Genomic DNA, 13,612 nt, shown 5'->3' with positions numbered 1-13,612 from the left:
AAAACTATTGCCCGAGAAAGTTCACGGGCTGAACACGCATTGCGCAGTCGTCGTATACCGAGCAAACAACACAGAGAGAGATTATGCCGTTTACATTGGGTCAACGCTGGATAAGCGATACGGAAAGCGAATTAGGATTAGGGACCGTAGTAGCGCTGGACGTGCGCATGGTTACTCTGCTTTTCCCCGCCACCGGTGAAAACCGTTTGTATGCCCGAAATGATTCCCCGATCACCCGCGTGATGTTCAATCCCGGTGACACCATCAGCAGTCATGAAGGCTGGCAGTTACAGGTCGAAGAAGTCCTGGAAGATAAAGGCCTGCTGACTTACATCGGCACCCGTCTGGACACCGAAGAAACCGGCGTCGCGATGCGTGAAGTGCTGCTCGACAGCAAGCTGACGTTCAGTAAGCCGCAGGACCGTCTGTTTGCCGGTCAGATTGACCGTATGGATCGCTTCGCCCTGCGTTTCCGCGCCCGTAAATATCAGCGCGAACAGTTCCGTCTGGAATTCGGCGGCCTGCGCGGTATGCGCGCCAGCCTGATCCCGCATCAGCTGCACATTGCTTACGAAGTCGGTCAGCGTCACGCGCCGCGCGTTTTACTGGCCGATGAAGTGGGTCTGGGTAAAACCATTGAAGCAGGTATGATTATTCATCAGCAACTGCTGTCTGGCCGTGCTGAGCGCGTATTGATCGTGGTGCCGGAAACCCTGCAACACCAGTGGCTGGTAGAAATGCTGCGCCGCTTCAACCTGCGTTTCTCTCTGTTTGATGACGACCGCTACGCCGAATCCGTGCATGAGGCGACTAATCCGTTTGAAACTGAACAGCTGGTGATCTGTTCGCTTGATTTCGTGCGCCGCAATAAATCCCGCCTTGAGCAGCTTTCTGATGCGGCGTGGGACATGCTGGTGGTCGACGAAGCGCACCATCTGGTGTGGAGCGAAGACGCGCCAAGCCGCGAATATCAGGTTATCGAGCAACTTTCCCAGCAAATCCCGAGCGTTCTGCTGCTGACGGCGACGCCGGAACAACTGGGTCAGGAAAGTCACTTTGCGCGTCTGCGCCTGCTGGATCCGGATCGTTTCCACGATTACGAAGAATTCATTGAAGAACAACAGCAGTATCAGCCGGTGGCCGATGCCGTCACGCTGTTACTCAACAAAGAACCTCTGACGCCGGAAGCGCTGACATTGCTGGGTGAAAGTGTCGGCAACGCCGATACCGATGCCCTGCTGACCGCCGCCAATAAAGGCGATGAAGCGGCAGCGAAACAGCTGGTTTCCATGCTGATGGATCGTCACGGCACCAGCCGCGTGCTGTTCCGTAACACCCGTAACGGCGTGAAAGGTTTCCCTGAGCGTCATCTGCACGCGGTGAAACTGCCGCTGCCGACGCAGTATCAGACCGCGATTAAAGTCTCAGGCATTATGGGCGCGAAGAAAACCGCCGAAGCCCGTGCGCACGACATGCTGTACCCGGAGCAGATTTATCAGGAGTTCGAAGGCGAGAACGCCACCTGGTGGAACTTTGATCCGCGCGTCGAATGGCTGCTCGGTTATCTGACCGCTAACCGTGACGAGAAGGTGCTGGTGATCTGCGCCAAAGCCGCCACCGCATTGCAACTGGAACAGGTTCTGCGTGAACGTGAAGCAATCCGTGCCGCGGTGTTCCACGAAGGATTGTCGATCATTGAACGTGACCGCGCTGCCGCTTACTTTGCTTCTCAGGAAGAAGGCGCGCAGGTGTTGCTGTGTTCCGAAATCGGCTCCGAAGGCCGTAACTTCCAGTTCGCCAGCAAAATGGTGATGTTCGATCTGCCGTTTAACCCGGATCTGCTGGAGCAGCGTATCGGGCGTCTGGATCGTATCGGCCAGCAAAATAATATCGACATCATGGTGCCTTATCTCGAACAGACCGCGCAGTCGGTGCTGGTTCGCTGGTTCCATGAAGGTCTGGATGCGTTCGAACATACCTGCCCGACCGGCCGTACCATTTATGACAGCGCATATGAGCAACTGATTGCCTTCCTGGCCACGCCTGCCGAGCAGGCTGGTCTGGACGAGTTTATTCTCACATGTCGCGCCGAACATGATGCGCTGAAAGAGAAGCTGGAAAATGGCCGCGACCGTCTGCTGGAGATGCATTCCAACGGCGGCGAACGTGCGCAGCAACTGGCGAAGGAAATCGGCGAGCAGGATAACGACGTTAACCTGGTCAACTTTGCGCTGAATCTGTTCGATATCGTCGGCATCAATCAGGAAGATCGCAGCGACAATCTGATCGTACTGACGCCTTCCGATCACATGCTGGTGCCGGACTTCCCGGGGCTGCCGGAAGACGGTTGTACCGTCACCTTCGATCGTGAACAGGCGCTGTCCCGTGAAGATGCGCAGTTCATCAGCTGGGAACATCCGATCGTGCGTAACGGGCTGGATCTGATCCTGTCCGGCGATACCGGCAGCTGTGCGGTATCGATCCTGAAAAACAAAGCGCTGCCGGTGGGTACCCTGCTGGCTGAGCTGGTTTACGTGGTGGAATGTCAGGCGCCGAAACATCTGCAACTGACCCGTTTCCTGCCTCCGACGCCGGTGCGTATGCTGATGGATCGTAAAGGCACCAATCTGGCGGCGCAGGTCGAATTTGAGAGCTTTAACCGCCAGCTGAACGCCATCAACCGTCATAACTCCAGCAAGCTGGTGAATGCGGTGCAGCAGGACGTTCACGCGATGCTGCAACAGGCAGAAGCGGAAATCGCTGAGCAGGCACGCGCGCTGATTGAAGCGGCCAAAGTAGAAGCCGACGAGCAACTGACCCAAGAGCTGGATCGCCTGAAAGCACTGAAGGAAGTGAACCCGAACATTCGTGATGACGAACTGGAATCGGTAGACTCTAACCGTAAGCAGGTGCTGTCGAATCTGAACGATGCCAGCTGGCGTCTGGATGCGATCCGCCTGGTGGTGGTCAGCCACCAGTAAGTCCGACGGGATGCAGCCGGTCTGCATCCCTTCTTTATTTAAACCCGAATGCAGACTGAAACCGCTATGAGCGAACATCAACCCATAATCCCTGAACCGTCAAAAACCCGGCCGCTGGAGAATTACAATCCGCCGACCGATCCCTGGTTACAGGTGATTTTTCAGGATGAGCACATCATGGTGGTCAATAAACCCAGCGGGCTGCTTTCAGTACCCGGCAAACTGGCGGAGCATCAGGACAGCCTGATGACGCGCATTCAGCAGCAATTTCCCGAGGCTGAATCCGTCCATCGTCTGGATATGTCGACCAGCGGCGTGATCGTCGTGGCGCTGACCAAAGAGGCTGAGCGTGAGCTGAAACGTCAGTTCCGCGAGCGCGAAACCAAGAAAGTGTATATCGCACGGGTCTGGGGACGGGTTGAAGAAGATTACGGCATTATCGATTTACCGCTAATTTGCGATTATCCCAACCGGCCAAAACAGAAGGTCTGCCATGAAACCGGCAAAAAGGCGCTGACGCAATACGAAGTGATGTCATGGGATGATGACGGCACCACGCGGGTGAAACTGCGGCCAATCACCGGACGTTCGCATCAGTTGCGCGTACACCTTCTGGCGCTTGGTCATCCGATTCTGGGCGATAAATTCTATGCGCATCCGCAGGCACTGGCGGCAGCAGATCGTTTGCAACTGCACGCCCAGGAATTATCGTTCTACCATCCGATAACGGATGCGCCACTGGTGTTTAATTGCGAACCGGATTTTTAATTATTCATATAATGCATATTTCTTAAGTCATTTTTAAGCAATATGCATTATATTCCCATCACCTTGATTTATTAGATTTTAACTACCCGTAAAATAGTACCTCCCCTTAGCCTGTTATTCCCTTAGCTGTCATTACTCTTCCTGCAACTGTTAACATCCCCTCCTTTTTAATAATTTCATCCTCAGGGAAGATAATAATGAAATGGAAGCCTAAGCTGCTCAGTAGCTTAATTGCATTGGCGCTGTTTGACGCCGATGCCGGGATAATGCGTGAAGATGTTTCTGTGCAGGACTATCGCGACTTTGCCGAGAATCTGGGAAAATACGAGGCTGGCGAAGAGAATATCGAAGTCTTTAAAATGGATGGCACATCAGCCGGTGTGCTGAACTTTCCTATGCCTGATTTTGGCGCTGTCAGCAGTCTGGGTATCGCGACATTAATTTCTCCCTCTTATATTGTCAGCGTGGCCCATAACGGTGGGTATACTTCCGTTGACTTTGGGAATCACGCAAAATACAGAACCACCTATAAATTAATCAGCCGAAATATTCATCCAGCTTATGAAACATGGGGGAAAGATTTTCATGTTCCCCGCCTGAATAAAGTCGTGACCGATGCCGCACCCGTGCCAATGGTGGATACGCAGCAAGTACGTAATAACCCTGAGCGTTATGTTTACTATGCACGGGTTGGCTCAGGAACACAGTATCAGGTCGATCCGGTCACCAAGAAACCCGTTTATCTCACCGGTGCTTACAACTGGAAAAGTGGCGGCACGATGGTTAATCCCACTTTTGAACCTTCACGTTTACGCTGGGTTAACTACGGGCCACCAGACTCACGCGCTCAGCCATTCAGCTCTGCCATACAAGCGGGCGACAGCGGCAGTCCACTTTACGTTTATGATAACCTTGAAAAAGAGTGGAAAATCTATGGTGTTTCACCCTGGGGAGGTACCGGAAAAACGGGTTACGATTATTTAAGTTACACCCTGGATATGCAGTTGAATTTCCTCAATGGCGTTATTGCTGAAAATACCGATCCGGATGTGACTGATATCGCCGCCGATGGCGACATTCACTGGACTGCGGCCAATATTACCCAGGGCGAAAACAGCTGGCAGTGGCACGGTGTTAACACGGCACTACCTTCGCAGGCCACGAATGATGAACTCAATGCCTCGAAAGACCTGCGCTTTGCCGGTGATGGCGGCCTGATCGTACTCGACAGCGCCGTCAATCACGGTGCTGCAAAGCTGCAGTTCTCTAACGATTACCGGGTCGTGTCGGCGGAAGGTGCAGACAGTACCTGGGTAGGCGGTGGTATTGAAGTGGATGCGGATAAAACCGTTGACTGGGAAGTGAACGGTTTAGATGGAGATACACTGCATAAAATCGGTGAAGGCACACTGTACGTCAATGCTGTGGGCAATAATGGCGGCGCGCTGAATGTTGGCGACGGTCTGGTGGTTCTGGCACAGCAAGCCAATGAGGCGGGTGAGCAAAAAGCCTTCTCCAAAGTCACCATTGTCAGCGGCCGTCCGACGGTGCAGATCGGCGGTGAAAATCAGATTGAAAGCAGCGATATTTATTTTGGTTACCGTGGCGGCAACCTGGATCTGAATGGCTATGACATGGCTTTCAGCACCATCAATCACAGTGATTCTGGTGCCGCGATTATTAACAGCAATGCAGACCAGATCAGCACCCTGACGCTGAACAACAGCAGTAACCAGACCTTCGTAGGCCATCTCGGCAGTCAGGAAACGGCATCAAATTTAAACGTCGATTATGCTCCTGATTCTTCTGCGGGCATCTGGGACCTGGCGGGCGGTGCCGATCTGAATCAGCTTTCCGTGCAAAACGGCATTCTAAGACTTGTCGGACGCCCGACACCGCATGCCGGCGACACTGTTTTCAGTGATGACTGGATTGATGAAACCTATAATGTTAACCAGGTTGATGTCGCCAGCCATGCCACCCTGCGGGTGAATGAACATGCCACGCTGAATGCCAACGTTAAGCTCAACGAGCAGGCAAACATGATGCTGAACAGCAAGTCGCATCTGAGCGGTCAGGTTGAATTAGCCTCCGGCAGTGTGATTTCCGTTGATCAGACAGACAGTAAAACCACCAGCACTGACGGCAATAATGATGTGATCATAGATGCCGCCATTTCCGGTAACGGAACGCTGAAAAAAATGGCGCCCGGTGCGTTATATATCAACAGCGATAATACCTTCACCGGCTCAACCCATATTTACAGCGGCGCATTGATCCTCAACGGTTCCCTTACCTCGACCGTGACTATGGAACAAAACACCGTGCTGGCGGGAAACAGCACCGTCACAGATCTTATTCTGAAAGATGATGTTCAGCTTCTTCCTCAATGGCCAGCAGAGAGCGAAAGCGATGCCTTTATGCCGGCAACACAAACCGTTAACGGCACACTCGCTGCAGGTAACAATAATCTGCTCAGCTTGCGCGCACATTTCGACCCGAGTTTTGCGCAAACCGACAAGTTACTGATCAATGGCGACATGGTTTCTTCAGCACCTGTTACCGTTCAGGTCACGCCTTCGGGTGCTGGCTTCTTCACCGACACGGATAATGACGGTGCAGCGGATAATCAGGAAGGGATCTCTCTGATTCAGGTAGCGGGTAACGCCACAAAAAACAGCTTCAAACTGGCGGGGGAATACGTCGCGCGTGGCGCTTATGCCTACAACCTTTACGCTTTCGCGCCGGGACGCAGCTCCGAGGAGCAGCGTGATGTTGAAGGAAGCGGCGATCAGTTCTGGGACTATCGTCTGCAAAACAATATGCTGACTGAAGGCGATAACACGGTGCCTGTCGATAACACGCCGGTTCCGGATCCCACGCCGGATGACGGCGGCGACGATACGCCGGTTCCCGATCCGACACCGGATGACGGCGGCGATGAGACACCGATTCCCGATCCAACTCCGGATGACGGCGACATACCTGTTCCTCCTGCTCCGACACCCGATGAGGATGACAACGGGAAAAATACACGCCCGGCTGTCACACCGCAGGTGCCTTCCTATCTTTCATTACCTTCCGCCCTGCTGAGCTATAACAGCCGGGTGAATGAGACATTCCGTAACCAGACACTGGCGCAGGATGATAAAAAACTGCACATGTTCTTCCAGTACCTCAATGGGGAAGATAAATATCATTCTTCGTTGGGCTTTATGAATTATGGCTATGACTACACCCAGAAAGAAGAAGGCTGGTTGTTTGGCGGTAAAGTTCTGCAACTGGGTAATGATACTCACGCACTGGGACTGAGCCTTGGCCTTTCCAGCGCTAATCTGGATGTCACGCCGGATGCCGCTGATGGCAACAGCAAAACGCAATACACCACCTGGGGACTCTCTTCACTGCTGTCGTATCAGTATGTCAGCGGATTAACGGTGGATGTGGCTTCGGATGTCGCCATCTATGATGGCAATGTGTCGACTGACCTGCGCGGCAGTGACGTGGCGGATATCAGTGCGAAATCCTTCGGCGGCTCTGTCGATGTGGGATATAAAATCCAGGCGGGCAATCATGTGCTGACGCCATTAGTTGGATTTGGCATTCAGCGACTGCAAGTCGATGATTTTACGGATGTTGATAACACTAAGGTGCATTATGACGATATCACCCGTCCGACTGCCCGTTTAGGGATGCGTTACCGCTACGACTGGGATACCGCGAATGCAGGTAAATGGGCGGTGACCGCCAATACCCTGTTCATTAAAGATCTCAGTGACGATGCGTCAATGGACATCGGGGACACCTACAGCGACGTCAGCAACAGCTTCCGCAGTGGGGCAACAGGTAGCTCTGGTATGATCGATCTGGGGATTATCAGTAACCCGACACCGAATGTGTCACTGAACACCGGTGTGCAGTATCAGCACAGAATTGAAGATGAAGGGGTTGATTACTGGCAGGCGATTGCAGGCGTGAAGGTGAGTTTCTGATCCCTGACCGCATATGAAACGAAAAGCAAAAGGCGTCCTGGAATGGACGCCTTTTTTATGATGACGTTATTTAAAGCCTTTTTCGCGTTTGATCAGGTCATACGCCGCCTGAATCGCCTGCGCTTTTTCCTTGGCCATTTCCATCATTTCAGGTGGCAAACCTTTCGCCACCAGTTTGTCAGGATGATGCTCGCCCATCAGTTTGCGGTAGGCACGCTTGATTGTTGTCGCGTCATCGGTGGCATTCACGCCCAGCACTTTACAGGCATCCGCCAGCGTCGGGCCTTGCTGCGTCTGGTGATAACCGCCGCCATAGGAACGTCCGCCCTGCTGATGGCCGCCAAACTGCTGGCCGCCTTCCATCATGCGCAGGAACTGATCGAACTGCATCCGTGAAATACCCAGTTCTTCAGCAATCACATACAGCACTTCGCGTTCGTTAGGATGCAATGAACCGTCGGCGTAGGCCGCCTGGATCTGAATTTCCAGAAAAGTCCGTATCAGGTCAAAACGACCAAAACACGCACTGCGCAGTTCACGCATTTTTTCCCGCAAAGGATAATTGGCTTCTTTGCCATCGCGGAAGGCGCGTTGCGCGGCTTCACGTTGCTCGCCATGCAGTTGCATACGTTCCATGTAAAGACTGGCGATCTGAATATCTGCTTCGGTAACTCTGCCTTTTGATTTAGTCAGATTCCCCATCACCTCAAAGGTGGTGCGGAAAAAGATGGTTTGACGTGTCTGCTGATCGGCAAAATATCCCCGGCGTTTCGCGGAACGCGCGGTATCAAACATATGCCCTATCACCAGCCCTGCAACAATTCCCCAGAAGCCTAAACCTGACCATAAGCCAAGGATAAGTCCGAGCAGTTTTCCCCAATACTGCATATACTCCTCAATTCGCCATGCCGTCGCTTAAAAATTGCTTTATCATAACCGGCATTTATCGTTGTGCCTAACGGCGGCAACGTAACAGGTGGGATTTAACACTAGCGCAACCATGATGAGTGAGATAGTCTCTGACCGTTTGCCGGCATGATGCCTCTGATGACGGAACACCATTTTACGTATGAAAAACAGACGTCTGAAAACACGCTTACCGACAATGCTGGCCGCCACAATCTGGTCAGTATTGTACAGTCACGGCGCAATGGCCGATCTCGCAGAACAATGTATGCTCGGCGTTCCGACCTATGACAAACCTTTGGTGCAGGGTGATCCTAACTCACTGCCTGTCACTATTAATGCCGATAAGGCGACAGGCAATTATCCCGACAGCGCGTTGTTTAGCGGCAACGTTAACGTTGTTCAGGGAAACAGCACACTGGACGCTGATCAGGTTCAGCTCAATCAAATCGCGAATCCTAATCAGCCAACGCCGACCCGAACCGCTACAGCGACCGGCAACGTGCGTTATAACGATAATCAAATCAAGCTGAAAGGCCCGAAAGGCTTTGCAAACCTGACCACGAAAGACACTGATGTTCAGGATGGTGATTATCAGATGGTTGGCCGTCAGGGTCGTGGCCAGGCTGATAAGATGAAGCAGCGTGACAATAACCGCTACACCATCATGGATAACGGCACGTTCACCACTTGTCTGCCCGGTGATAACAGCTGGAGCGTCGTCGGTTCAGAAGTGATTCAGGACCGTCAGGAAGAAGTCGCTGAGATCTGGAACGCACGTTTCCATATCGGCCCGGTTCCGGTGTTCTACAGCCCTTATATGCAGTTACCGATTGGCGATAAGCGCCGTTCCGGTTTCCTTATTCCTAACGCCAAATACAGCACCAACAATGGTTTCGGCCTGACGGTTCCTTATTACTGGAACATTGCGCCAAACTACGACGCCACGATCACGCCAAATTACATGAGCGATCGTGGTCTGCAGCTGCAGAACGAATTCCGTTACCTTACCGTCGCCGGTGCGGGTCTGATGGAGTTCGATTATCTTGGCAATGATAAGAAGATCGACGATCAGTTCCTGAAGGACGAAGGCCGTACCAGTGATAACACCACCAAACGCTGGATGTATTACTGGCGTCATTCAGGTGTTTACGATCAGGTGTGGCGCTTCAACGTCGATTACACCAAAGTCAGTGACCCTTATTACTTCACCGATTTCGATTCGAAATACGGTTCCAGTACCGATGGCTATTCCACGCAAAAATTCAGTGTAGGGTATGCGAATCAGAACTGGGACGTCACGCTGGCGAGTAAACAGTTCCAGGTCTTCAGTGATTACGGTAACCAGAATGCTTACCGTGCCCAGCCACAGCTGGACATTAACTATTATAAAAACGATGTAGGTCCTTTCGACCTGCACCTGTACGGTCAGGCGGTGAAATTCACCAGCGTGAACCCGGATAACCCGGAAGCGATACGTACGCACTTCGAACCTACGTTAAGCCTGCCGCTCAGTAATGGCTGGGGCAGTCTGGATAACGAAATCAAGCTGATGGCTACCCACTATCAGCAGGATATTCCAGATGCCTATTATGATGCGAACCCGGACACCAAACTGCGTTCATCCGTGAACCGCGTTATGCCTGAATTTAAAACCGACGGCAAAATGGTGTTTGACCGCACGATGGACTGGGACAGTGATTACACCCAGACCCTCGAGCCGCGAGTGCAGTACCTGTACATTCCGTATCGTAACCAGAGTTCGATCAATACCTATGACTCCACGTTGTTGCAGTCCGACTACACCGGTCTGTTCCGCGATAAAAGTTACAGTGGCCTTGACCGCATCGCTTCTGCCAATCAGGTGGCGAGTGGTTTAACTACCCGTATTTACGATGAAAATCTGGAAGAGCGTTTTAACGCCTCTGCCGGACAGATTTATTACTTCCAGCCACCGCGTACTGGCGATCAGAACAGCGTGCTGGATAAAAATGATGATACCGGCAGCCTGGTGTGGGCAGGTGACACTTATTACAAAATCAATAACTTCTGGGGCGTTCGCGGCGGTGTGCAATATGACACCCGTCTTGATGCACTGGCGCTGGGCGATGCAGTGCTTGAGTATCGTGCTGACTCAGAGAAAATGATTCAGTTGAGCTACCGTTATGCCAGCCCGGAATATATTCAGGCGACATTACCTCAGGTCACCAACCCGGGGTATCAGGACGGTATTTCTCAGGTCGGCGGTATCGCCAGCTGGCCGATTGCCGACCGCTGGTCCATCGTCGGTGCGTATTATTACGATACCAAAGCACAGCAAAGCGCCGATCAGTTAATCGGCCTGCAATACAATACCTGTTGCTGGGCAATCAATGTCGGTTACGAACGTAAGATCACCAACTACGACACGACCAAGTCCGAAAGTAAGTATGACAATAAGATTGGTTTCAATATTGAACTTAGAGGCCTGGGTAACAATCAAACCCTCGGAACAAAAGAAATGTTGGCCACCGGCATACTGCCATATCAGCGAGCTTTCTAAGCCCGACGACGCTCTTGATTTCCTGTCTGCATGTCATTTCGTGCAGACAGGGCTGATTTAGTGAAGACACTACGAACTCAGTGAACTTGAAACCCGCGCTTGCGGATTAGACAAATGGAAAAAGTATGAAGAACTGGAGAACACTTCTCCTCGGCGTGACGCTTTGTGCCAGCACTGCGTTTGCTGCCCCTCAGGAAGTTGATAAAGTTGCTGCCGTCGTGAACAACGGCGTCGTATTGCAAAGTGACGTAGATGGTTTGTTTAATTCCGTTAAACAGCAGGCACAGCAGGCTAAACAACAGCTGCCGGATGACGCAACGTTACGTCACCAGATCCTCGATCGTCTGATCATGGATCAGATCCAGTTGCAGATGGCGACCCGCATGGGGATCACGCCTACCGATCAGGATGTCGATAAAGCCATCGCCGGTATTGCCCAGCAGAACAACATTTCCGTTGATCAGCTTCGCAGCCGTCTGGCGTATGACGGCCTGAACTACAGCACCTACCGTGCCCAGATCCGCAAAGAAATGATCATCACCGAAGTGCGTAACAGCGAAGTACGTCGTCGCGTTACGATCCTGCCTCAGGAAGTGGATCAGCTGGCTAAACAGGTCGCTGCGCAAAATGGCAGCGGTGCTGAATTCAACCTCAGCCACATCCTGTTGCCATTACCGGAAAACCCGACGCAGGATCAGGTTGATTCTGCAGAACAGCTGGCGAAGAAAATCGTCTCTGATCTGAACAATGGTGCGGATTTCGGCAAACTGGCGATCACCTACTCTGCTGACTCCCAGGCGCTGAAAGGCGGCAACATGGGCTGGGGCAAATTGCAGGAACTGCCTTCCCTGTTTGCACAGGCGTTGAGCACCGCGCAGAAAGGTCAGGTTATCGGTCCGATTCGTTCAGGTGTTGGCTTCCATATCCTGAAAGTGAACGATATCCGTGGCGATAACAAAACCGTTTCCGTCACCGAAGTACACGCCCGCCACATCCTGCTGAAACCTTCAGTGGTGATGACCGATGCGCAGGCGCGTGCAAAACTGGAACAAGTGGCTGCGGATATTAAGAGTGGCAAAGCGACCTTCGCTGATGAAGCTAAACAGCTTTCTCAGGATCCGGGCTCTGCCAATCAGGGCGGCGATTTAGGTTGGGCTTCACCTGACATGTACGATCCGGCGTTCCGTGATGCCCTGATGAACCTGAAAAAAGGTGAAATGAGCGCACCGGTTCACTCCTCGTTCGGCTGGCATTTGATCCAACTGATCGACACCCGTCAGGTCGATAAAACAGATGCAGCACAGAAAGAACGTGCTTACCGCATGCTGTTCAACCGCAAATTTGCGGAAGAAGCTCAGACGTGGATGCAGGAACAACGTGCTGAAGCGTATGTGAAAATTATGGATGGTAATGGAAAATAATACTTCCGTGACAAAATCTGTGGTCATCACCCCCGGCGAGCCAGCCGGGGTTGGGCCGGATCTGGTACTCGCTCTGGCTCAGCAGGCATGGCCTGTTGAGTTAGTGGCATGTGTCGATCCGGCCTTACTGCTTGAACGTGCTGAGAAACTGGGTCTGAGTATTCAGTTGCGTGATTATCAGCAAGGCCGTCCGCCTGAGCCTCAGGCGGCAGGCACACTGACCGTTTTACCCGTTAACCTCGCCACGCCTGTGGCAGCCGGAAAACTGGATGTTGCTAATGCGCCTTACGTGGTAGAAACGCTGGCGCGTGCCTGCGACGGTGCCATCAGCGGCGAATTTTCCGCACTGATCACCGGTCCGGTTCAGAAAAGCATTATCAATGATGCCGGTATTCCCTTCATCGGCCACACCGAATTCTTCGCCGACCGCAGCCATTGCAACCGTGTTGTGATGATGCTGGCGACTGAAGAATTGCGCGTTGCGCTGGCGACTACGCACTTGCCTTTGCTGGCGGTGCCGGGTGCCATTACCCGTGAATGCCTGCATGAAGTCATTACCATTTTGCATCATGATCTGAAAACCAAATTTGGTATTACCGCGCCGAAAATTTATGTGTGTGGTCTGAATCCACATGCCGGCGAAGGTGGCCACATGGGGCACGAAGAGATCGACATTATCATTCCTGCACTGGACGAACTGCGCCAGCAAGGGATAGATCTCATCGGCCCGCTGCCCGCTGATACGTTATTCCAGCCTAAATATCTGCAACATGCCGATGCTGTTTTATCGATGTATCACGATCAGGGCCTTCCGGTGCTAAAATATCAGGGATTCGGTCGCGCAGTGAATATCACGCTTGGCCTGCCTTTTATCCGGACTTCCGTTGATCACGGTACCGCCCTTGAACTCGCCGCCACCGGCACCGCCGATGCGGGCAGTTTCAAGACAGCAATAAATCTCGCCATTCACATGGCAAATAACAGCAACGATAAATAACAACA

The 13,612-nt window shown here is 52.4% G+C and carries 7 protein-coding genes; 6 read left to right on the top strand and 1 reads right to left on the bottom strand.

The features are described from left to right. The first annotated feature begins 83 nt into the window (after positions 1 to 83). The 3 genes from rapA (at position 84) to EC840_RS19510 (ending at position 7,741) form a co-directional block, all read left to right on the top strand. On the top strand, positions 84 to 2,981 hold the full coding sequence (gene rapA, locus EC840_RS19520) for an RNA polymerase-associated protein RapA (RefSeq protein ID WP_132966671.1): 2,898 nt from the start codon (positions 84 to 86) through the stop codon (positions 2,979 to 2,981). 66 nt (positions 2,982 to 3,047) lie between these two features. Then, the gene (rluA, locus tag EC840_RS19515; RefSeq protein ID WP_113876330.1) at positions 3,048 to 3,749 is read left to right on the top strand and encodes a bifunctional tRNA pseudouridine(32) synthase/23S rRNA pseudouridine(746) synthase RluA; all 702 of its coding nucleotides are present in this window, start codon (positions 3,048 to 3,050) and stop codon (positions 3,747 to 3,749) included. Positions 3,750 to 3,946: 197 nt separating this feature from the next. After that, the gene (locus EC840_RS19510; RefSeq protein ID WP_132966669.1) at positions 3,947 to 7,741 is read left to right on the top strand and encodes a S6 family peptidase; all 3,795 of its coding nucleotides are present in this window, start codon (positions 3,947 to 3,949) and stop codon (positions 7,739 to 7,741) included. Positions 7,742 to 7,807: 66 nt separating this feature from the next. Here EC840_RS19510 and djlA read toward each other — a convergent pair whose 3' ends face one another. Further along, complete coding sequence (djlA, locus tag EC840_RS19505; protein WP_112286975.1) at positions 7,808 to 8,629, bottom strand: co-chaperone DjlA; 822 nt, start codon at positions 8,627 to 8,629, stop codon at positions 7,808 to 7,810. Positions 8,630 to 8,810: 181 nt separating this feature from the next. Here djlA and lptD point away from each other — a divergent pair, with 181 nt between their 5' ends. From lptD to pdxA, 3 genes are all read left to right on the top strand, one after another. Then, complete coding sequence (lptD, locus tag EC840_RS19500; RefSeq protein WP_132966667.1) at positions 8,811 to 11,189, top strand: LPS assembly protein LptD; 2,379 nt, start codon at positions 8,811 to 8,813, stop codon at positions 11,187 to 11,189. Positions 11,190 to 11,314: 125 nt separating this feature from the next. Continuing rightward, entirely contained in the window at positions 11,315 to 12,610 is a 1,296-nt protein-coding gene (gene surA, locus EC840_RS19495; RefSeq protein WP_113876328.1) for a peptidylprolyl isomerase SurA, read from the top strand. Continuing rightward, positions 12,600 to 13,607, top strand: a complete 1,008-nt coding sequence (pdxA, locus tag EC840_RS19490; protein WP_132966665.1) for a 4-hydroxythreonine-4-phosphate dehydrogenase PdxA — start codon at positions 12,600 to 12,602, stop codon at positions 13,605 to 13,607. Before surA ends, pdxA begins: the two co-directional genes overlap by 11 nt. Positions 13,608 to 13,612 lie beyond the last annotated feature (5 nt).

Origin of the sequence: Rahnella sp. JUb53 (genome assembly GCF_004346065.1) — a bacterium.
In the GTDB taxonomy this organism is placed as follows: domain Bacteria; phylum Pseudomonadota; class Gammaproteobacteria; order Enterobacterales; family Enterobacteriaceae; genus Rahnella; species Rahnella variigena.
This window is presented reverse-complemented; position numbering and strand designations above follow the sequence as displayed.